Raw genomic sequence first — 22,406 nt, 5'->3', positions numbered from 1 at the left:
TTTACTCCTTTATTAATATTATATGTGTCTGAGTTTAGTCTATTATTTCTAAATTCGACGCAAAGATAGTGTTATGATTTTTAGTAAGAAAAAAATTAACGTTTTCTACTGATTTTTTCAGGAGCATAGTTTGATGGTTTTGGAGTGTTTTTTAATCATTTAGCATTCGTTTTAAAAAGATGCGACTACTTCATAAAAAAGCCTTTACTGCTGAAAGTAAAGGCTTTTCGTAAGGGTATTGATTTATTAAAATCTAAAGTATTTTTCTGGTTATTTTGATTCCTTCAGTAGTTGTAATGTTTAGGATTAAAACTTGATCTTGAACAGTATTTACATCAATTGAGATTGTATTGTTATTGATTTTTGTTCTATCTACAATTAATCGTCCTCTAGTGTCAAATACTTTTACATTATCCATCGTTTCATTTCCTGATTCGATATTGATAATGTTGTTGTTTTTTGCAATTTGGATTTCGTTTTCATTGAAAGTTTGGTTGCTTAAAACGGTTGCTGATTTGTAGACTAATTTAAATCTATCGTTGTGAACTCCAGCAGTAGCCGTGAATGTATATGGAGCTGATTTTAAATCATGATAAATGTTTAATAATTCATCTTTTAAATAGATGTCTTGATTTTGTAGAAATAGTCCGTCTACTTCAGAAATAGCAATGCTGTGGTTTCCATTAGCAACAATTTTTACTCCTAGTGGAACTATATCATCATCATTGAAAGGAAGTGCTTTTCCTTGAATTTTGAATATTTCATTATTTGCATTATCTATGATAGAATAAAAGTTTTGATCGTCTTTGTTTTCAGTAAACGCGTCAAACATACGATCTTTTTGATTAGTTGCCCCTTGGATATATCCTACTAAAATTCGTGAAGAACCAGCGCTTGAGTTTAAGTCTAACCAAATTCTACTATTATCTTGGGTTAAATTATTGCTTGTATTAGCATTTTTATAGAACATATTATTTGAAAAGTTTTCACTTCTCATTGAATTGTTGAAAGTAACCGTTGCAGATGCTGGTCCGGGAACAGAACCTGCGTTCATTAAGACGAAGAATCCTTGTCCTGATGCAATTTTGTACTCACCTGACCCTGATGTAGATCCTGTTTTGTTAATTTGAATATAATCATTTGGATTGTAATTATAGGCATAGTTTTGATAGAATGGATTTTGGTAATTACCTGATAATGGTGAGTTCCCGTGTGTCCATACATATACAAACCCTTCAATAGCAGAATTTGCTTCTAAGAATTCATTTACACCAATTGCAGAAGGGTATGGATTTCCAATTAAATTCCAATTGTCATCACTAATTGTTCTTGGAGTGCCTAAGGTTCCGTTTCCAGTAAAATCATCACCTCTCGAAACAGTTATATTTTTTGTACCGTTGAAGGGTACTCCATTAAACGTAGTTGTTAGGTTATCTGGTGTAGAAGTTGTTGAGGTGCTATTTGGTACTCTAAAAATGTATCCAGTTCCAGTAGCCATGTTTCCTGAAGCTGCATACCAGTTTCCTTGGCCACCGTTGGCATTTGGAGCTGTAGGATTCCATGCATATCTTGCTGATGCAGGTATGCCGTTCATGTTGAAATCTATGACAGGTGATGACCAATACACGTAATCGTATTTTTTTACAGTTGCATTTCTTTTATAAATGATATTACCTGTATTAGCTACGTTGTTGATTTGGATTAAACTTGAACTGTTTTCCAATTGGAATGTTCCAGTAGGTTCTACATTTATAAAGTCTGTAATTACTAATGAGTTGTTAGGAGCAATATTTAAAGTTTTACCCGGTTTAATGGTTAAGTTTAATCCTCTTTCTACATTATTTGGACCTGTAATGTTTAGATCCTCATATACAACTATACAGTTTGAGGCTGTTGGAACACCAGCTGGTTTCCAATTTGAAGCAGTATTCCAATCTGAATTGGCAGCACTTGGTGTAAATAGTTTAGTATTGTTGGTTACTGTTACTGAACCATAAGCTACACATCCGTTAGAAAGAGTTGTTGTTACAGGGATGTTGAAACTTGCGTTTTCTAATTGTGTGACTGTTGGTTTTATAAAAATTTGAGTAATGGGTGTTCCAGTAATGTATGGAATTGTACATGCCATGTCTTGAAATGCATCAACAACAGCTGTATTATAATTAAATGCTGTGTTTAAAGTTTTTATACCAAAAAGTTTTATGTTATCCACTGCAATTCCATCTCCCCAATTGCTTAAAAAATTAATTCTTATTTTTAAGGAAGCAGTATTGTTATATGCTGTAAAGTCTATCGTTTGAGGTTCAAATCGAGTACCAATTCCTATACTTGATGTATAAGTTTGAACATCTGTCCATCCAGTTCCATTGTTTGCTTGTACAGTAATTTGATCTCCATAATTTGAATAATACATATCAAAAGTTAAAGTAAGATTTGTGACATCAGTAGCATCAACAGCAGTAGTCAACTCAAGAAATTGTTCAACATCTCCAGGTGGATTTACGTCAGAGGTTGACATAACAAATCTATTGCCACTTAGTCCAGATGAGATTGCTGGTGACCATACTTGAGTGTTTGTTGGAATGTAAGGACTTGTTTTATTTTGCCAAACAGTTATAGCGTCATAAGGTGCTCCATTAGGGGTGTTATTAACATTTTTAAAAACACCTAATCCACCACCTTCAAATTTTTCATCTACCAAAATTGCTGGTTGTACATCTCCTCCAGCAGTTAACTTCAAAATCTCATTATCTCCACAAATAACCGGAGCACTTGGTGTAAATAAAACTGTTGGTAGTGGACTAATTTCGGCAGTTACTTTTGTTCTTTTTAACGATTCACAACTTCCATTTAATGCAGTTACCCAATATATTGTTGTTGTTGTTAAACTTGGAGTAGTCCAACTTCCGGAAGCAGTTGAAGCAACTAAAGTAGCTCCAGTTTCCGAAGAATACCAATTAAAGCCTGTTGTTCCAGCTGTAGCAGTGGCTGCTAAGTTAACCGTTCCTGAGCCACAATTTTGACCATCAGTTACACTAACAATATTAGCACTACAAGAATTAATTACTGTAAATAAATAGTCTTCTGCTTCACCATCATAATATCCCCAAAAAGTATAATTAAAATTTTCGCAAGCATTAAAATCATAGATATAATTGTTTCCATTAAAATTGTTATAATATACATTATTTCTAATTCTAATTCTATAATCACCAGGTGTTGTTGCTGGTGGAATAACAAATCCAAATGTAGCAGAACTTGTGGTAATACTTCCTGTGTCATATACTAATTCACCCACTTCAAAACTTCCGTTTTTATTCCAATCTACCCATGCTTTAACGTGAGCAGTACCTGTGTAACTTTCATTGTTATAATAAACATTGATTCCTTCTCCTTGAGCTTGAATAGCTTTTGGTTGTGATGTCCAGTTTTGATAACCAGTACTATACCCACTATTTAAATTTTGTACATCATTTAATGTTCCCATAAAACGAATGTCATCAATATATACGTATTGAGGAGCTGCTGAAGTAGGAGCGCAATAACTAGCAGATAGTGTTGTTGTGCTTCCGCTTCTTGGGCTTGTAGTTAAATAAGCTGGACCACCTGTACATACATCATTATATGAGAAAACATATACATAATATAAAGTACTTGATAACAGCCCAGTTGCTGTAAATGTTGTGTTGGAATCTGTATCAATAACAGTATATCCAGCACCAACATTACCTCCAATTGTATAGGTTGTGCCATTTGTTGGTGAAGGAGGTGTAGCATTTGTGCTCAATACAACTAAGTAGTTATTAGGTGCAGGTGATGCAGCAGTAAAACTTCCTGTAATTGTTGTAAGAGTAGGTGTTAAATTTAATGCTGTTGCTTGTGCAGTAGGTGTTGTACAAGGTGTGGCTTCGGTTACATTGATTAAATAATCTTCTGTCTGTCCATAACCACCATTATTACAAGAAGAAACTGGGTAAGTATTGTATCTTTTTACTATTCTCATAGTAGTTAAACCTAGAGATGCTGTATTTGGGACTAATATTGTTGAAGTTGCAGGAGTGCCAAATCCATTATTGTTATTAATAATTCCAATATTGTAAAACTCATTGGAGTCTGTAAAATCACCATCATGGTTCCAGTCAAAATAAGCAATAACAGAGTAATCGGTGTTACCATTAGAAACCCCATTTACAGATATATTATAAATTCCACCTAGATCAACATTTCCTGTGTTACAAAATATTTCATGTTCTACGTTAGAAGAGCTAGATTGGCTATTAGATGAATTATTGTTAATGCCAGCAAATGTTACATTTGTGATTGGTCTTATTCCACTAGGATAAGAAGTGTTACAATAAGTTAACGGATGGCAAGAAGGTTTTAAAGCTACTAAAATAGCACCATTTCTTTGTTGATTGCCTAAGCTAGCTGTCCCATTACCTGTTGCTCCAATAGTCGATTTTATTGCCCATGCTGCTGCTGCTGAAAAATTATTGCCTTGAGCAACTTCATAAAGTTCTGTTAATGATCCCATATTTGTTGTACTCCATGCAGACCAAGCAGGGTTGTTGTTAGCTACTCCAAGCATTATTATTGCAGCATTTGCAGTTGTAGTACTTAAACCTGTTGCTGTTACTAAGTTAGTGTTGTTACTAATATTATATGATGGTGAAGGAGTGTCAAAAGGGCTTGTATTGTCTACACCCGAAAAAGCTATAATAGCTCCTGCAGTTTGATCTGTGTCGTTATCTAATGAAAAAACATAACTATTTGGTTCTGAATTAGTTGCTATTTTATATAAAACAGCTGCCCATCTTCGATTGTTATTTTGCAATGCTTCTCCTTGTACAATATTCCATCCAGCTAGTGATGGGTTAGATAGATTACCGTTATTAGCTTGAGAACCAATATTAACTAGCATGATGTCACCGGCTACTACACCAGTTGGTTTATTTATAGTTATTGATGTATTTGTACTAGTAGCTGTTGTGGCTGTTCCTCTTTGAGTTATTTGCCCAAAAGACTGATTAGTTAATGTAAAAAATGCTATAAAAAAGTAAAAGCATTTTTTGATAAAGCCCAAATGGGTATTTGGAACTTTAGTTTTGGCTAGCTTTGGGGAACTATTTTCCATAATAAAGTAATTAGTAGGTGTGTCTATTAAAAGTTTGAAATATAGACTTTCTACTAACAATTATAAAAAAGTCCCAACAACTGCGTTGTTCGGTATAATATTTTATGTGTCTGATTTAAAGTCTATTATTTCTTTTAATCTGAGCAAATGTAGATTTTTAATTTGCAATCACAAAATAACATCTTTAAACAGCCTTTTTTTATCGATTAAATGTAATTATGTTTCGATGAATGGATTTTATTTAGGTTATTTTCTCTATATTTGTTTGATTCATTTACCCCTAAATCTGTTTCAAATGAAAAATTTTACTTGTTTATTCGTTCTATTTATTTTTGGTTTTTCCTCTTACTCACAGTTATTTGTGAAAGACGGTAGTTATATTTACAATAATGACAATGTTGTTTTTGTAAAGCAAGATGTCAATTTAGAGACAAACTCTAATTTTTATTTAAGAAATCAAGCACAATTAGTTCAAGGTAAGTTTGGTGTTTCTACCAATACAGGTGAAGGGAAGCTTTCTGTCTTTCAAGAAGGAACATCGAATGCTTTTGTTTACAATTATTGGTGTTCACCAGTAGGTGCTGCAACAGGATTGCCAGGAAATACTAATTTTGGAATATTATTATTAAATAGACCTACGACTGTTACAGCTTCTGATGTTATCGCAACAACTTCTTATAATGGTTCAACTTCTACTAGTTCATTAGTTGTGGCTAAATATTGGATTTGGAAATATCTAACTTCAAATACTTATGATCCAGGTGGAACTGGTTGGATTCATGTTCAAGATACTCAGACGTTACAACCAGGTCAAGGATTTACTATGAAAGGAGTAACGGGTACAGATGTTACTACAATAGGTGAAGCTACTCCAAATAACCCAGGAAATAATCAACGTTATGATTTTAGAGGAAGACCGAATGACGGTGAAATAACAGTAAATGTAGATGTTGCAAAGTACACTTTAACAGGGAATCCTTATCCTTCAGCAATGAATGTGAGTGCATTTTTATTAGATAATTCAAGTAGTGACTGTACTGGAGTGGCTTATTATTGGGAACAAAATAAAACTGATAATTCACATAATTTAGTAGATTATCATGGAGGTTATGGTACATATGCACCCATTTCATCTCCTTATACGGGAATTTATGTTCCAGCTACTTTTGATACCTATAATGGTAACGGAAGTTTAAACACAACAGGTTCCTCTTCTGGTTTAGTAATTGAAAGAAAATATGCTCCTATCGGTCAAGGTTTCATGATTGAAGGTCAGGCTATCGGTAGTGTTGTTTTAAAAAATGAATATAGAGAATATGTAAAAGAAGGCTCTGGATTGTCTCAATTTGAAAAAAATGCTGCCGTTCAGAATACTACGACAAATTCGGCTCAAGTACCACATATTCGTTTTGATATTTCATTGAATAATTTAAATACACGTCAACTTGGACTTGTTTTAATTCCACAAGCTACTGATGGTGTAGATAGGGGAATTGATGCAAAAAGTCCTGCAGACGATGCTTTGCCTAATGATGTTTATTTCTTTTTAGATAATGACAAGTATGTTATTGAAGGAGTTCCTTTTGATGTGAATAAAAGAATTAAAGTAGGTGTGAAATCTGCTCCAAATACGTCTTTTAATTTCAAAGTATCTCATGTCATTAATTTTGATCCAAACCAAAATGTGTATGTTTATGATGGTTTGACACAAACCTATCATGATATTAAAAACGGAAATTATGATGTAATTTTACCTGGAGGAACAATCAATGATAGGTTTGAAATAACATTTACGGCAAGTGTTTTAAATACAGTTGTTAATATGGAAGAAAGTTTTGCTATTTATCAAAATAACGAAACCCAAACTTTATTAATAGAAAATCCTACACTATTAGATATGCGTTCTGTTTCGCTTTTTGATATTACTGGAAAAGTAATTTTTGGAAAAGAAAAACTAGGGGCAGAAAACAAATATGAATTTCCAACTTCAGGAATTAGTGATGGTGTTTATATCTTAAAATTAGTGACCAATGATAGTCAAAGTTTAAGTCATAAGATTATTGTAAAGAACGCTAGAAAATAACAAAATTCTAGAAAATATATTAAAATTAGCAGTCTTAAGGCTGCTTTTTTTATGAAATGTAACTATTGAATTGTAATTTTGTAATCATGCAAACCAAACTTCATAAAATTGAAATTGATAATCCAAACGTTGAATTATATATCAAACGAGAAGATTTAATTCATCCGTTAATTTCTGGAAACAAATATAGAAAACTTAAATACAATTTGCTTCAAGCTAAAACTGAAAATAAGACTACATTATTGACTTTTGGAGGTGCTTTTTCAAATCATATTTTAGCCGTTGCTTCAGCAGGTTTTGAAAATAATTTTAAAACCATAGGAATAGTTAGAGGAGAGGAATTGTTTGATAAAATTGACCAAAATCCAACTTTAAAGAAAGCACAAGAATTGGGTATGCAATTCAAATTTGTGTCTAGAGAAGAATTTAGAAATAAAACAACTAAAGCGTTTCTTCATAATTTAAAAACTGAATTTGGAGATTTTTACCTTTTACCAGAAGGAGGAACAAATGAATTGGCAATCAAAGGTTGTGAAGAGATATTAACAAAAGAGGATGAAGTTTTTACACACATTTGCTGCTCAATAGGTACTGGTGGCACGATTTCGGGAATTATCAATTCAAGTTTAAATAGTCAACAAATTGTTGGTTTTCCTTCCTTAAAAGGAGATTTTATTTCAAACGAGATTACTAACTTTGTAGTGAAATCAAATTGGAACGTCATTTCCGAATATCATTTTGGAGGATATGGTAAAATAACTGATTCATTAATTCGTTTTATAAATGATTTTAATGTTCAACATGACATTCCATTAGACCCAATTTATACAGGAAAAATGATGTTTGGTATTGATGATTTACTTAAAAAAGATTATTTCCCTAAAGGAAGTAAAATATTAGCCATTCATACTGGAGGTTTACAAGGGATTCAAGGGATGAATGAAATGTTGAAAAAACAAAACAAAGAAATAATACATATCAATGAAATTTAAAATTGCTCTAATCTGTTTTTGTACCCTATTAATAATAAGTTGTGGTTCACAGAAAAAAGTAAGAACAACTAGTTCTAAAAAACAACCGGTAAAGAAAACGGTTGTTACTAGTAAAAAACAAATAATTAAAAAAGAAGAAGAAAAATTGGAAGCTACTTCTTTTGTTGTTGTCACCTTTGAAAATGTTGAAGAATATATTTCATGGTTCAAAAATACAGCTATCAGTAATATGATTAATTATAAAATTCCGGCCAGTATAACTTTGGCTCAAGGGATTTTAGAATCGGGTGCTGGTAAAGGTGAATTGTGTAAAAAAGCGAATAATCACTTTGGTATCAAATGCCATGTGGGTTGGGAAGGAGAAAGTGTACACCATGATGATGATGAATCACAAGAATGTTTTAGAAAATACAATCACCCAGCGGAATCTTATAGAGATCATTCGTTGTTTTTAACTTCAAGGAGTAGGTATAATTTTCTTTTTGATTTAAAACAAGATGATTACAAAGCTTGGGCAAACGGATTGAAACAAGCTGGTTATGCTACAGATCCGAAATACCCTGCAAAACTTATTCAAATCATTGAACGCTATAAGTTGTATCAATATGATAATGAAGCTTTAGGTAATTCAACAATTGTAGAAGAAGTGGTAACTTATGAAACACCTAAAAAAACAGTTAGTAGTTCAGAATATGAAGTGGTGAAAGGAGATACCTTGTATTCTATATCAAGAAAATATAATATTTCTGTTGAAGATTTAAAAAACAAAAACAATATATCTGGCAATGCACTTTCAATCGGTCAGATTTTAAAGATTAAATAATGGTATATAAAAGAAGCAGCGAATTATTCGTTGAAGCAAATAAAGTAATTCCAGGAGGTGTTAATTCACCAGTAAGAGCATTTAAATCGGTTGGAGGAACTCCAATTTTTGTAAAAAGTGCCAAAGGGCCTTATTTATTTGATGAAGATGGTAACAAATTAATAGATTATATCAATTCTTGGGGACCAATGATTTTAGGTCATGCTCATGAGCCGGTGATAAATGCAATTACGGAAAGAGCTAAATTAGGAACGTCTTTTGGAATGCCCACAGAATTAGAAACAAAAATTGCCGCATTAGCTGTTTCGATGGTGCCAAATATAGATAAAATTCGTTTTGTGAATTCGGGTACAGAAGCTTGTATGAGTGCTGTTCGTTTGGCAAGAGGTTATACGAAAAGAGATAAAATTATAAAATTTGCTGGTTGTTATCATGGTCATTCGGACTCATTTTTGATTCAAGCAGGTAGTGGTGCGATAACTTTTGGTTTGCCCAATAGTCCAGGTGTAACTAAAGGAACGGCTAAAGATACTCTTTTAGCGAATTATAATGATATTGAAAACGTAAAAGCTTTATTTGAAGCCAATAAAAATGAAATTGCAGCCATAATCATCGAGCCAGTTGCTGGAAATATGGGTTGTATTCCTCCAAAAGAAGGTTTTTTACAATCTTTAAGAAATTTATGTGATGCAGATGGAACTATGTTGATCTTTGATGAAGTTATGACAGGATTCAGGTTAGCCAAAGGTGGTGCTCAAGAATTATTTGGCATTAAAGCAGATATTGTATGTTTTGGGAAAGTAATTGGAGGAGGATTGCCAGTTGGAGCTTTTGCAGCGAAATCTGAAATTATGGATTATTTAGCACCAATCGGACCTGTTTATCAAGCTGGAACGTTGTCTGGAAATCCTTTGGCCATGGCTGCTGGATATGAAATGCTCAAAGAATTAAATTCTGACGAAGCTATATATAAAAGATTAGAAGAAAAAACAGCTTACTTGCACAAAGGAATTCAAAAAGTATTATTTGATAAAAAGATTGATTTTACAATCAATAGAGTAGGTTCAATGATTTCAATTCATTTCGATAAAAATGAAGTTTATGATTTTGAAACTGCTAAAAATGGAGATAATGAAAGGTTTAGAAAATTCTTTCATGGTTTAGTTAAAGAAGGAGTTTATATTGCTCCATCAGCGTATGAAACTTGGTTCATAACGGATGCTTTATCTTATCAGGATTTAGATTTTACCATAAACGCAGTAAATAAAGTAGCTTCTGATTTATAAAAAAAAATCCCGAAATTAAATTTCGGGATTTTTTTTTAATTTCTAGTTAACTTTTTATAGAGCGCTGTATCAGCTTTTAACTTGTCAAGATCACCTTGACTTAATAAAGATGATAATTTTGTTTCTACAAAATTAGATAGAATTACTTTTCTGTCTTCAGAGAGTCCTTCTGTTAAAAGAACTTCGTGTTTTTCTTTAAATACAGTTTGTAAATCTACTAAAACTTCTCCTTGTAAACCAAGGTATTGAGCAATTTCTTGAGTGTCTTGTTTGGCAAGGTCAGCTGCATTGCTTCTGTCTTGTGCATTTGCATTAAAAGTAAAGGCAAATAGTAAAACAAAAAGTGCGATTATTTTTTTCATAGTGTTTGGTTGTTTTGATTTTGAAAGTCAAATCTAACTATTTTTTTTTAATTTCAAAAAAATACACTCACTTTTTTACTATGCTTATTTGCTTTTCTTTTGTTTGCGAGCTTTTCTTTCGCCCATTTTTTCTTTTCCTTCTTCTTTCTGAGTTTCCCATTTTTTATATTGCTCATCCGTAAGAATAGACTTCATTTTTGCATCAATCGCTGCTTTTTTCTCCTCCATTTTAGCTTTCATTTCGGCTCTTTGCTCTTTGGTGGCTTTCTCAGCAGTTTCTTTCATTTCCTTTCTTTTATCGAGCATTTCAGCTCTGTCTTCTTTTTGGGAATTTAAAAGTTCTTTGACTTGTTTTTGCTGCGTTTCATTTAAGTCAAGATCTTTTGTCATTTTCTTAACTTGTACTTCTGTTCTTTGTTCTGGAGTCATTTCTTTAAAATCTCCTTTTTTACCTTTTTCTTGAGCAAATGTTGTTAATCCTACAACTAATAATGCTGCTACAACTAATTTTTTCATTTTATAATTTTTTAAAGTTTGATGATAAGACAATCAAAAAATAAAAAGGTTTAATCTTTAATAAAATTTTATATTATACCATTTGTTTTTACATAAAAAAGTTAGCCACAGATTCACAGATTATTCTATATAAATCTGTGAATCTGTGGCTAATAAATAACTGTGTATTTGGTTTAATTAGATTTTATTTCAACTCTACAATTTTACTTTCACCATCAACTCTAACTGAAGTCATATTATGTTTAGCTAAGCCTTTCATGGCTGCATCCCATTTTTTTCCGCTTAATTCTGATTTAGTTTTTAATTCAGCTAAATCCATTGCGTTTTCATTTTTAGTTAAAAGATCAATTATCATTTTTTCTTCTTCCGTTAATTCAACTTGTTTTTTCTCTGGTCGCATTTGAGGGAAAAACAATACTTCTTGAATCGATTGGTTATTCGTTAAAAACATGATTAATCTGTCCATTCCAATTCCTAATCCAGATGTTGGAGGCATACCATATTCTAAAGCTCTTAAGAAATCTTCATCTATAATTCCGTTTGCTTCGTCATCTCCTTTTGCTGCCAAAGCCATTTGGTTTTCAAAACGACCTCTTTGGTCAATTGGGTCGTTTAATTCTGAATAAGCATTTGCAATTTCTTTTCCGCAAACCATCAATTCAAAACGCTCTGTTAAATCTGGATTGTCTCTGTGTTCTTTACATAAAGGAGACATTTCTTTCGGATAATCCGTAATAAATGTTGGCTGAATAAAATTTCCTTCACATTTTTCACCAAAAATTTCATCAATTAATTTTCCTTTACCCATAGTTTCATCTACTGTAATTCCCATGGATTGAGCTGCCTCAAATAATTCTTTTTCAGATTTACCGGTAATGTCAAAACCTGTGAATTGCTTGATGGCATCCGTCATTGTAACTCTGGCATAAGGAGCTTTAAAACTTACTTTGTGTTCTCCAAAAGTAGCATCAGTTGTTCCATTTACTTGCGTTGCACAATATTCTAATAGGTTTTCAGTAAATTCCATCATCCAGTTGTAGTCTTTATAAGCTACATAAATTTCCATTGCCGTAAATTCTGGATTATGCGTTCTGTCCATTCCTTCGTTTCTAAAGTTTTTCGAAAACTCATAAACACCATCAAAACCACCAACAATTAATCTTTTCAGATATAATTCATTAGCAATTCTCATGTATAAAGGAATGTCTAAACTGTTGTGATGTGTGATAAACGGACGAGCAGCAGCACCACCAGGAATAGCTTGTAAAACTGGAGTTTCAACTTCCATATAACCTGCTTGGTTAAAGAAATTTCTCATTGCCGTAAAAAGTTTAGTTCTTTTTACAAAAACCTCTTTTACTTTTGGGTTTACTACTAAATCCACATAACGCATTCTATAACGCAATTCTGGATCCACAAATGCATCAAAAGTATTTCCTTCTGTATCTGTTTTTGGTAATGGTAATGGACGAAGTGTTTTACTCAACAAAGTCAAATTTGAAACTCTAATTGATTTTTCTCCTACTTGAGTCGTAAACAAAGTTCCTTCAATTCCAATAAAATCACCTAAATCAATTAATTTTTTAAAAACTTCATTGTATAAAGTTTTGTCTTCATCCGGACAAATTTCATCTCTATTTACATAAATTTGAATTCTACCCTCACTATCTTGCAATTCCGCAAACGAAGCTTTTCCTTGAATACGAGTACTCATCACACGACCAGCTAAAACCACCTTTTTACCTTCTTCAAAGTTTTCCTTAACTTGCTTAGAAGTCGAATCTACAGGATATAAATCTGCAGGATAAGGGTTGATGCCTAGTGCTCGAAGCGAATTTAATTTCTCTCTTCTAATGATTTCTTGTTCCGAAAGTTGCATAATATTTTTATTTTAAGCCTGCAAAGATAAGTTTTTGTTTATTTTGTTTCAAGTTTCACGTTTAAAAAGTTTCAGAGCTTCAACTTCTGCAATCAAAAATCGTTAATCTTCATTCTTTAATCTTTCTGTAGCAAATGGCTTGGGCTTGTTAAACTATGTAATTCCTGCCATCCATTCTATCTTTTTTTTACAAAAAAAGGATGCCATTTCTGTCAGGGCTATTTGAGAAATCATTTGTATATTTGTAGTGGTAAATTTTAATAATGAATAAAAAAATCCAATTACAAGATTTGGGACACCAAGACTATAAAGATACTTGGGATTATCAAGAAGAGCTTTTCAAAGGAATTGTTGATTTAAAAATCAAAAATAGAAGAGAAGCGCGAAATGATGAAACCCCTAATTATTTTCTTTATGTAGAGCATCCACATGTTTACACTTTAGGAAAGAGTGGTGATTTATCTAATTTACTTTTATCAGAAAAACAATTGGCTGAAAAAGGAGCGACTTTTTATAAAATAAATAGAGGAGGAGATATAACCTACCATGGGCCAGGTCAAATTGTTGGTTATCCTATTTTAGACTTAGAAAACTTTTTTACAGACATTCATAAATATTTACGTTTTCTTGAGGAAGCTATCATCTTAACTTTACAAGAATATAATATTTCTTCATCAAGAAGCGAAGGGGAAACTGGTGTATGGCTTGGTGTTGGAACACCATTTGCTAGAAAAATTTGTGCTATGGGTGTTCGGGCAAGCCGTTGGGTAACCATGCATGGTTTTGCTTTAAATGTAAATGCTAACTTAGGTTATTTTGACAATATTATTCCTTGTGGTATAAAGGGTAAAGCAGTAACTTCACTTAATGTAGAGCTTGGAGTTGATCAAGTAGATGAGCAGGAAGTGAAGAAAAAAATCCTAAACCACTTTTCAAATCTTTTTGAGGCAGAGTTTTTGATTCATTAAATTTAGAATTCTAAACTCAATTGTTCTGGTAATAATCTAAAAGACATTCTGTGGTATTTTGATGGGCCATATTTTCTTATTGCCTCTCTGTGTTCTTTTGTTGGGTATCCCTTGTTTTTCTTCCAGTTGTACATTGGAAATTCTTCGTGGATTTTATTCATATATTCATCTCTGTAGGTTTTAGCTAAAATGGAAGCGGCTGCAATACTCGTAAATTTGCTGTCACCTTTTATAATTGTCGAAAAAGGAATGTTGTCTAAAGGTTTAAATCTATTGCCATCTACTATAATATATAAAGGAGTAGGATTTAATTTTAAAATACTTTTTTGCATTGCTAATATCGAAGCGTTCAGGATATTTATTTCATCAATAACTTTAGGCTCTAAATGTGTTACTGCAAAAGACAGAGCTTCTTTTTCTAGTATTGGTTTTAGATTTTCTCTATTTTTTTCTGACAATTGCTTTGAATCATTTAGTAATTCATTTTTAAAATCATTTGGTAAAAGAATTGCTGCTGCAGTCACAGGTCCAGCTAAACAGCCTCTTCCGGCTTCATCGGTTCCACATTCAAGTTCAATTCCTGAATAGTTAAAATTTAACATATTATTTTTTTTGATAAAAATATAATTTTTCACGCAACCTTTTGCATTATTCTGTATCTTTTAAATGTGTTGCAACCACAAAGTTAGTTTTAAAGTAAAAAAGTTTAACATTATTAAAAACTAATTATTAGTTAATAAAATTTGTTTATTTAAGAAATTATTAAGAAGTTTGCTGAATAACTAACTCAAATAAATTTAATATGAGATCGAAGTTCAAATGGATTTTTACGCTTTTAGTAGCGTTTACAATGCAGTTTTCGTTTGCACAAGAGAAAACTGTAACTGGTGTAGTTTCTGATGAATTAGGAACGTTAGCCGGAGCAACTGTTGTTGTAAAAGGAACAACGCGTGGAGTAACAACCGGTTTTGACGGTGATTATTCTATTGCGGCAAAAGTAGGTGAGGTTTTGGAATTCTCTTTTACAGGGAAGAAAAAATCTACAGTTACTGTTGGTGCATCAAATGTTTATGATGTTGTTTTACAAGAAGGTTTTGTTGGAGATGAAATCATTGTGACAGCATACGGTGCACAAAAGAAAGAATCTATTACAGGTTCTGTAGGTGAAGTAAAGGCTAAAGAAATTGCTAAAATTACTTCAGGTAACGTTTTACAAGGTTTAACAGGTAAGGTTGCCGGTGTTCAGGTTATTAATAATAATGGTATGCCTGGAGATCCTCCTGTAATTAGATTTAGAGGTATTGGGTCTTTAAATGGTTCTGCTGCACCACTTTATGTGGTTGATGGTGTTCCTTTTAATGGTGATATTGCTTCTATTAGTTCTCAAGATATTGAGTCTATGACGTTCTTAAAAGATGCATCTGCGGCTGCTCTTTATGGAAATAGAGGTGCTAATGGTGTAATCATCGTTACTACTAAAAAAGGTAAAGAAGGTAAATCAAAAATTGTTTTTGATTCAAAAGTAGGTTTTGCTTCAAGAGCTGTTAAAGAGTATGACTTAATAACGGATGCGGGAGATTATTATGAAGCTTATTACCAAGCAAGTAAAAATACTTTAATGTTTAATGCACCTTTCATGACTGATGCTAATGCAAGTGTAACAGCTGCAAATACATTGATCACTGGAGGTTCAAATCCATTACAGTATAATATTTACAACGGTGTTGCTAATGATCAAATCATTGATCCTTCGACTGGAAAGTTAAGATTTCCAAATGCTACCAAAAAATATGATGAAGATTGGGCTGATTTCTTATTCGGAGACGGATTATTTACTCAATCTAACTTAAGTGTTTCTGGAGCTACTGATAAGACTAAGCACTTTTTATCTTTAGGTTATGAGAAAAACGAGGGTTATGTTGTTAATTCTGATTTTGAAAAAATAACTTCAAGAATGAATTTAGAGACTAAGGTTTCTGATAGATTTAATGTTGGAGGTAGTGCAAGTTATACGCACTTAACGCAAAATTATAATGATGGTTATACAGGTGGTTCGGCTTATAGTAATCCATTTGCATGGACAAGAGCTGTTGCTCCAATTTATCCTGTTTATGCGTATGATGTAAACGGTAATCCTGCTTACGATGCTAATGGTAATCAAATGTATGATGATGGTACAGGTTTAGGTGGTACAGCTGGATTCCCAGTTAGACCTTATGGATCTTTACAGCATCCTTATGCTACTGCTATTTATGATGTGAAGACATATCAAACTGATAACTTGTTTACTAATGCATTTATGGATGTTGAGATTGCAAAAGGTTTGACTTTTACCTATTCAGCTACTGCAGATTTATTTACTCAATCAGACAGAAGTTTAGATACGCCATTGTATGGTGATGCTGCTGGTGATATTGGGGGTAGAGTTTCTTTTCTTAACAATAGAAGAATGGCTTTTACACAACAACAATTATTGAAATATGATAAGTCTTTTAATAAGCATTCATTTAATGTATTGTTAGGACACGAAACATTAGATAGAAGAAATGATAATGTTGCTGCTGAAAGAACTAAATTATTATTGCCAGGAAGTCCATATGTTGATCAAGCGGGTACGATTTATCCACAAGGAAATTTCGGTGGAGGAAGTACTTATGCTTTAGAAGGTTTCTTTGGTAGAGTTAATTACGACTATAAAGAGAAATATTTCCTTAATGCAAGTGCAAGAAGAGATGCTTCATCAAGATTTGCTCCAGAAAATAGATGGGGTACCTTCTATGGTTTAGGTGCTGCATGGGTTGTTACTAAAGAAGACTTTATGTCTGGTACTTCATCTTGGATGAATAACTTAAGATTGAAAGCAAGTTACGGTGAGCAAGGAAATGATAATATTGGTTTTGAATTACCATATTTATATTCTTACACTGTAAATGTTAATACAGATTCAAGCTTACCAATATCATTTACTGGTAGTACAACTGATGCTAACAGAGATATCGAGTGGGAGAAAAATGCTAACTTTAATGCTGGTTTTGATGCTTCTTTCTTTGATAGTAGATTGAATGTTGAGGCTGAGTACTTTCAAAGAAAAATTACAGATATGTTATATTTAAGACCTTTACCTCCTTCATCAGGTTTTGTTAATATTCCTGAGAATAATGGAGATATGCAAAATACAGGTTATGAAATAACATTAAGTGGTGATGTGTTTAGATCTAAGCAACAAGGAGGTTTTAATTTAAATTTAAATTTCAATGCTACACATTACGATAATGAAATTACTAAGTTGCCAGAGAATGGTTTAGAAAATAACCGTCAGGTAGCTGGTGTTTATGTTAGACAAGAAGGTGGTTCAGTTTATGATTATTATATGAGAGAATTTGTGGGTGTTAATCCTGTTAATGGTAACTCACAATATAAAACTAATATTAACCCAGTGACTGGTTTAGTGGAAGAAGGTTCAACTTATATTACTGAAAATTATGCTGAAGCAAATCAGAGAGAAATTGGTAAATCTGCTTTAGTTGATTTTTACGGTGGTTTTGGTATTAATGCTGACTACAAAGGGTTTGATGTTGCTGTTAATTTAGCTTATCAAATTGGAGGTTATGGTTATGACTCTGCTTACATGACATCTTTAAGTGGTGGTATTGGTGAGAACTTCCACAAAGATTTTGCAAATACTTGGACTCCTACAAATACAAGTGCTACACTTCCAAGAGTTGATGTTGATGATCCAACTTTAAATTACGCAACCTCTACTTTAGGTTTAATTAAATCTGACTATTTAAGTATTCAAAATATTTCATTCGGATATACTTTTGATAACAAAATAGTTAGTAAATTAGGTGTTGAAGGTCTTCGTTTTTACGGATTAGTTGATAATGTAGCATTATGGTCAAAAAGACAAGGGTATGATCCTCGTTTAAGTTTAACAGGTGGAACAGATAGTAAATATTCTTTATTAAGAAATGTTTCATTTGGTATTAATGTACAACTATAAAAAAAAAACTATGAAAAATTTTAAAATTTTAACGGGTATTGCTGCTTTGGGCTTACTTTCATCATGTTCTGAGAGTTTCACAGACAAGGATTTGAGAAGTAATGTTTCACAGCAACAAATACAAGAATTGGCTACTTCTTCACCAGAATCTTTATTGGTTATTGCGGAAGGATTAGAGGCTGGAAATTATTTCTTTTTTAATGATTTTAATACAGCTGGAAATGGTAATATCCATGATGATTATGGGCAAAAATCAATTGAATTTGGTTTAGATTTGATGTCTAATGATGCTGTTCAGGTGATTAATCACTGGCATGGAAATTATTACAGATATACTGGAAGACAAACTGAGAATAGAATAACAGATATGGTTTGGAAATTCTATTACAAAGTTATTTTCAACATGAATTCAACTATTGACTTGATTCCTGAAGATTCGGTAAATCCAGATTTATTATATCTTAGAGCAAGAGCAACAATGTTGAGAGGTTTTTCATACTTCAATTTAGTACGATTATATGCTAATGGAGAAGTTGGAGTTCCATTATATAATGAAGATACTCCTCAACCAGGTAGAGTTGCTACTACCTTAATTAAAGCACAGGTTTTACAAGATTTGACTTATGCTTATAATAACTTAACTGGTTATGCAAGACCATCGAAAGTTGAAGTTAACAAAAATGTAGCTGCAGGTCTTTTAGCTAGATATTATTTAGAGTATGCAACTACACCAGCAGAATACCAATTAGCTGCAACTTATGCTGCTGAAGCAAGAAGTGGTTTTGCTTTGAGTTCTAATACTCTTGTTATCACAGATGCTAATTTTGATGGATTTAGTCAAATTTCAAATACTGAATGGATTTGGGGTGCTGATATTACAGCAGCAACTTCAACAATTTATGCATCTTTCTTTTCACAAGTTGGAAGTTTGAATCCTGGATATGCAGGTCTTTTAAATGTTTGGAAAAGTGGGGATAAGAGATTAGTTGAGTCAATTTCTGCTACTGATAAAAGAAAAGAGTGGTTTGCAGCTGCAGGTAACCCTTATGGAGTGCCTCAATATGCTAATCTTAAATTTTATGATTTCACTACATTTGAAGGAGATTATGTATTTATGAGAGCTGCTGAAATGTATTTAATTGAGGCAGAAGCTAAAGCTTTAGCTGGAGATGATGCAGGTGCTCGTACGGCTTTATTTAACTTAGTGTCAACAAGAGATGCTGCTTACACTTTGTCAACTAATTCTGGTGCAGCTTTGTTATCTGAGATACGTAAGCACAGAAGTATTGAATTATGGGGTGAAGGTTTTGCTTTTTATGATATGAAAAGATGGAATACATCTTTAGACAGAACTTATTTAGGGACAAATCATGCTTCATTTGGACAAGTAAGTTACCCAGCTGGTTCAGTTAAATTTACTTTCCAGATACCTCAACTTGAAATGAACAATAATATTGACATTACAGAGAATAATCCATTTTAAAAATTATTATTATGAAAAATACATTAAAAATACTTAGTTTTATCATGCTTGCTTTCTTTGTAAGTTGTGATGAGGCTAGTCAAGGTGAAGACAACTCTAGTACTGTTTTAAATTATGGATTTAAAATGGCTACAGATAATTTCGATATACCGGCTTCAAATCCAGTATATGAAATAGTTGTTTTTGCTACTGAACCTTCAAATGTAGATAGAGTTGTGAATGTAACTATGATTCAGCCGACAGCTGGTGTTGCAGAAGCTTTACAACCTTTTACTTCTTTATCAGCTCCAACAGATGTTATTAGTTATGATACTGCAATTACTATTCCAGCTGGATCAAAATCTGGTAAAGGTAATGTGGTTTTAACAACTGACAATGCTGTGTTGCCAATTGGAACAACTAAAAAAGTAAGTTTCAATTTTACAGCACCTGGTGATGGCGTTGTTAATATTAGTCAAGATAGAACAACTATTAATTATACACCTGAGTGTTTAGATACTAAAGTTAAATTGACTTTTAATTTAGATGACTATCCTGAAGAGACAGGATGGTCTTTGACTAAAGGTGGAGTTGTAATTGCTTCAAAAGCTGCTAACTCATATGCGGGTTCAGTTAATGTTGCTGTTTCTCAAATTTTATGTTTGGAATCAGGTGCTTACACTTTAACAGTAACTGACAGTTATGGAGATGGTATTGTTGGTGCAAATCCTTTTGTAGTAGAAATAGTTGGAGGTAGTGTTTTAGTATCTAATGTTCCTTTCCCTGGAAGTTCGGTTACTAGTAACTTTACCATAAATTAATTTTACAAATATTTTATATAAAAGGCTATCAAATGATAGCCTTTTTTTTTGTTAAATATCTATTGGTTGTTGATTTTTATTAATATATTTGATGCCATTATGTTTAAAAAAAAATGAAAAAGTTATGAAAAGATTATTATCCATTTATAGTTTGCTTTTAGGTGCTGTAGTTTTTGCACAAAATAGTGAACAGAAAAAACAAATATTAGCTAATACAAATGTAGATGCTTTAAAGGCTTTATATAAGGATTTTAAAGTAAAGGACTCTTTAACAGATGCAAGAATTGAAAAGTTTTTGCTTGACAACCCTCAAATTGAGAGAAGGAAAGAAGTAGAAGGTTCAATTTATGAAATAGTTGATATTGTTGATAATAATCCTGTCTATACTACAAATGATAATTCTTTAGCTGCGATATCTACTCGAACAGTTAACCTTCATCCAGGTGGAAGTTTAGGTTTGAGTTTGGAAGGTGCTGGAATGCTTATAGGTGTATGGGATGGTGCTAAGGCACATTTTCAACATCAAGAATTTCAGGATGATGCTACTCCTTCTGTTTCAAGAGTTGCTACTCCTGATACTCCTTTTCCTGCAGCAACTAGTAACGCTCATGCTACACACGTAACAGGGACTATTTTGGCAAAAGGTGTTCAGGCAGCTGCCAAAGGAATGGCTCCTAAAGCTAATGGTGTTTCTTATAATTGGACTAATGATGAAGCAGAAGTTGTCAATGAAATTACTACTAATGGTTTATTATTGTCAAATCATTCTTACGGTATACCTGTTTTGGATGATAATGGAGCGCAAAATGCACCCACATGGTTGATGGGTTGTTATAATAGTGATGCTAGAGCATGGGATCAAATTTTATATAATGCACCCTACTATTTACAAGTAACTTCTGCAGGAAATTCTGGTCAAGATTCCTATACTGGAGGAACTCAAGGTGCTTTTGATAAATTAACAGCAGATAAGAATGCTAAAAATAATTTAGTAGTTGCTAATGCTAACCCTTCTGTGAATAGTTCTACAGACGCTTTAACTTTAGCTATAAATCCTTCAAGTAGTCAAGGTCCCTCTGATGATGGTAGAATTAAACCAGATATTTCAGGTGATGGTACAAATTTATATTCACCAATAAATACAAATACAACTGCTTACGATACCTATTCGGGTACGTCAATGGCATCTCCTAATGTTGCAGGTTCTTTATTGTTGTTGCAACAATATTACAGTCAATTAAAAAGTGTTTTTATGAGGTCTGCAACTCTTAAAGCTTTAGCTACACACACAGCTGTTGATGGTGGAACAACTGGTCCAGATGCAAGGTTTGGTTGGGGCTTGTTAGATAGTAGAGCTGCCGTTTTATTATTACAGAATGCTGAAGGATTAACACCAACTGCTGTGGTTTCAGAATTAACACTATCACAAAATCAGACTTATACTGTTGATGTTACCGTAAATAATGTTCAGAAACTTCAAGCGACTATTTGTTGGACTGATCCAGCTGGTGTTGCTATGGATAATCAATCAAATTCAACAACACCGGCATTAGTAAACGATTTAGATTTAAGAATTATAAAAGGTACAGAGGTTAATATGCCTTGGAAAATAAATTTTTCAAATTTTGGTTTTCCATCATTAAAAGGAGATAATATAGTTGATAATGTTGAAAGAGTTGAAGTAGATAATGCTTCTGGTACCTACACCATTCAGGTTACGCATAAAGGGACATTGTCTAATGGTCCACAAGCGTATAGTTTAATTATTTCAGGTTTTGACATTGTATCATTGTCTAATCAATTATTTGATGAAAAGTCAATGACAATTTATCCGATACCAGCTTCTAATGTTTTGAATGTAAGTACAGATAATGAAATTGTGGAAAACTATTCAATTATTGATGCTCAAGGAAGGATAGTTAAACAATCAAAAGTTGATTTTGATAAATATTTAAGTATAGATGTTTCTGATTTATCAGCAGGAATCTATTATTTAAAAGTTGAAGGTGATAATAAATCAATAACTAAGAAGTTTATTAAAAATTAATTTTTATTTTAAAAAGATAATGGAAGGACT

14 protein-coding genes are annotated in these 22,406 nt (G+C 32.5%); 9 read left to right on the top strand and 5 right to left on the bottom strand.

From position 1 onward, the window contains the following. Positions 1-253: 253 nt before the first annotated feature. On the bottom strand, positions 254-5,134 hold the full coding sequence (locus AABJ49_RS03980; protein ID WP_338376232.1) for a GEVED domain-containing protein: 4,881 nt from the start codon (positions 5,132-5,134) through the stop codon (positions 254-256). A gap of 295 nt (positions 5,135-5,429) precedes the next feature. Here AABJ49_RS03980 and AABJ49_RS03975 point away from each other — a divergent pair, with 295 nt between their 5' ends. The 4 genes from AABJ49_RS03975 to hemL all read left to right on the top strand — a co-directional run bounded on the left by AABJ49_RS03975 (position 5,430) and on the right by hemL (position 10,318). Next, the gene (locus AABJ49_RS03975; protein WP_338376231.1) at positions 5,430-7,217 is read left to right on the top strand and encodes a T9SS type A sorting domain-containing protein; all 1,788 of its coding nucleotides are present in this window, start codon (positions 5,430-5,432) and stop codon (positions 7,215-7,217) included. An 86-nt stretch (positions 7,218-7,303) separates the two neighbouring features. Further along, positions 7,304-8,209, top strand: a complete 906-nt coding sequence (locus tag AABJ49_RS03970) for a pyridoxal-phosphate dependent enzyme (protein ID WP_338376230.1) — start codon at positions 7,304-7,306, stop codon at positions 8,207-8,209. Next, a complete protein-coding gene (locus AABJ49_RS03965; RefSeq protein ID WP_338376229.1) occupies positions 8,199-9,032 on the top strand; it encodes a glucosaminidase domain-containing protein in 834 nt (277 codons plus the stop codon). The genes AABJ49_RS03970 and AABJ49_RS03965 overlap by 11 nt, the downstream gene beginning before the upstream one ends. Beyond that, entirely contained in the window at positions 9,032-10,318 is a 1,287-nt protein-coding gene (hemL, locus tag AABJ49_RS03960) for a glutamate-1-semialdehyde 2,1-aminomutase (RefSeq protein ID WP_338376228.1), read from the top strand. Before AABJ49_RS03965 ends, hemL begins: the two co-directional genes overlap by 1 nt. 35 nt (positions 10,319-10,353) lie before the next feature. Here hemL and AABJ49_RS03955 read toward each other — a convergent pair whose 3' ends face one another. The 3 genes from AABJ49_RS03955 to lysS form a co-directional block, all read right to left on the bottom strand. Beyond that, on the bottom strand, positions 10,354-10,680 hold the full coding sequence (locus AABJ49_RS03955; protein WP_338376226.1) for a hypothetical protein: 327 nt from the start codon (positions 10,678-10,680) through the stop codon (positions 10,354-10,356). 84 nt (positions 10,681-10,764) lie between these two features. Then, complete coding sequence (locus AABJ49_RS03950) at positions 10,765-11,196, bottom strand: DUF4890 domain-containing protein (RefSeq protein WP_338376225.1); 432 nt, start codon at positions 11,194-11,196, stop codon at positions 10,765-10,767. Between the two features lie 184 nt (positions 11,197-11,380). Next, positions 11,381-13,075 carry a lysine--tRNA ligase gene (lysS, locus tag AABJ49_RS03945; RefSeq protein WP_338376224.1) on the bottom strand — a complete coding sequence of 565 codons (1,695 nt, stop codon included), beginning with the start codon at positions 13,073-13,075 and terminating at the stop codon, positions 11,381-11,383. A gap of 263 nt (positions 13,076-13,338) precedes the next feature. Here lysS and lipB point away from each other — a divergent pair, with 263 nt between their 5' ends. Next, the gene (gene lipB / locus AABJ49_RS03940; RefSeq protein ID WP_338376222.1) at positions 13,339-14,043 is read left to right on the top strand and encodes a lipoyl(octanoyl) transferase LipB; all 705 of its coding nucleotides are present in this window, start codon (positions 13,339-13,341) and stop codon (positions 14,041-14,043) included. Positions 14,044-14,045: 2 nt separating this feature from the next. Here lipB and AABJ49_RS03935 read toward each other — a convergent pair whose 3' ends face one another. Next, a complete protein-coding gene (locus AABJ49_RS03935; protein WP_338376221.1) occupies positions 14,046-14,645 on the bottom strand; it encodes a ribonuclease HII in 600 nt (199 codons plus the stop codon). Between the two features lie 200 nt (positions 14,646-14,845). Here AABJ49_RS03935 and AABJ49_RS03930 point away from each other — a divergent pair, with 200 nt between their 5' ends. The 4 genes from AABJ49_RS03930 to AABJ49_RS03915 all read left to right on the top strand — a co-directional run bounded on the left by AABJ49_RS03930 (position 14,846) and on the right by AABJ49_RS03915 (position 22,376). Continuing rightward, positions 14,846-18,046 (top strand): TonB-dependent receptor, encoded by a 3,201-nt coding sequence (locus tag AABJ49_RS03930; protein WP_338376219.1) that lies wholly within the window; start codon positions 14,846-14,848, stop codon positions 18,044-18,046. Positions 18,047-18,056: 10 nt separating this feature from the next. Beyond that, positions 18,057-19,529 carry a RagB/SusD family nutrient uptake outer membrane protein gene (locus AABJ49_RS03925; protein ID WP_338376218.1) on the top strand — a complete coding sequence of 491 codons (1,473 nt, stop codon included), beginning with the start codon at positions 18,057-18,059 and terminating at the stop codon, positions 19,527-19,529. 11 nt (positions 19,530-19,540) lie between these two features. Next, positions 19,541-20,329: a hypothetical protein gene (locus AABJ49_RS03920; RefSeq protein WP_338376217.1), complete on the top strand. Its 789-nt coding sequence runs from the start codon at positions 19,541-19,543 to the stop codon at positions 20,327-20,329. Positions 20,330-20,453: 124 nt separating this feature from the next. Next, positions 20,454-22,376 carry a S8 family serine peptidase gene (locus AABJ49_RS03915; RefSeq protein WP_338376216.1) on the top strand — a complete coding sequence of 641 codons (1,923 nt, stop codon included), beginning with the start codon at positions 20,454-20,456 and terminating at the stop codon, positions 22,374-22,376. Positions 22,377-22,406: the final 30 nt, after the last annotated feature.

Origin of the sequence: uncultured Flavobacterium sp. (genome assembly GCF_963922255.1) — a bacterium.
GTDB lineage: Bacteria > Bacteroidota > Bacteroidia > Flavobacteriales > Flavobacteriaceae > Flavobacterium.
The sequence above is the reverse complement of the archived record's forward strand: the minus strand, read 5'-3'. Positions and strand labels throughout refer to the sequence as shown.

Coding starts and splice junctions, on each gene's coding strand:
- AABJ49_RS03980 (WP_338376232.1), bottom strand. CDS start 5,134: ATGGAAAATAGTTCCCCAAAGCTAGCCAAAACTAAAGTTCCAAATACC.
- AABJ49_RS03975 (WP_338376231.1), top strand. CDS start 5,430: ATGAAAAATTTTACTTGTTTATTCGTTCTATTTATTTTTGGTTTTTCC.
- AABJ49_RS03970 (WP_338376230.1), top strand. CDS start 7,304: ATGCAAACCAAACTTCATAAAATTGAAATTGATAATCCAAACGTTGAA.
- AABJ49_RS03965 (WP_338376229.1), top strand. CDS start 8,199: ATGAAATTTAAAATTGCTCTAATCTGTTTTTGTACCCTATTAATAATA.
- hemL (WP_338376228.1), top strand. CDS start 9,032: ATGGTATATAAAAGAAGCAGCGAATTATTCGTTGAAGCAAATAAAGTA.
- AABJ49_RS03955 (WP_338376226.1), bottom strand. CDS start 10,680: ATGAAAAAAATAATCGCACTTTTTGTTTTACTATTTGCCTTTACTTTT.
- AABJ49_RS03950 (WP_338376225.1), bottom strand. CDS start 11,196: ATGAAAAAATTAGTTGTAGCAGCATTATTAGTTGTAGGATTAACAACA.
- lysS (WP_338376224.1), bottom strand. CDS start 13,075: ATGCAACTTTCGGAACAAGAAATCATTAGAAGAGAGAAATTAAATTCG.
- lipB (WP_338376222.1), top strand. CDS start 13,339: ATGAATAAAAAAATCCAATTACAAGATTTGGGACACCAAGACTATAAA.
- AABJ49_RS03935 (WP_338376221.1), bottom strand. CDS start 14,645: ATGTTAAATTTTAACTATTCAGGAATTGAACTTGAATGTGGAACCGAT.
- AABJ49_RS03930 (WP_338376219.1), top strand. CDS start 14,846: ATGAGATCGAAGTTCAAATGGATTTTTACGCTTTTAGTAGCGTTTACA.
- AABJ49_RS03925 (WP_338376218.1), top strand. CDS start 18,057: ATGAAAAATTTTAAAATTTTAACGGGTATTGCTGCTTTGGGCTTACTT.
- AABJ49_RS03920 (WP_338376217.1), top strand. CDS start 19,541: ATGAAAAATACATTAAAAATACTTAGTTTTATCATGCTTGCTTTCTTT.
- AABJ49_RS03915 (WP_338376216.1), top strand. CDS start 20,454: ATGAAAAGATTATTATCCATTTATAGTTTGCTTTTAGGTGCTGTAGTT.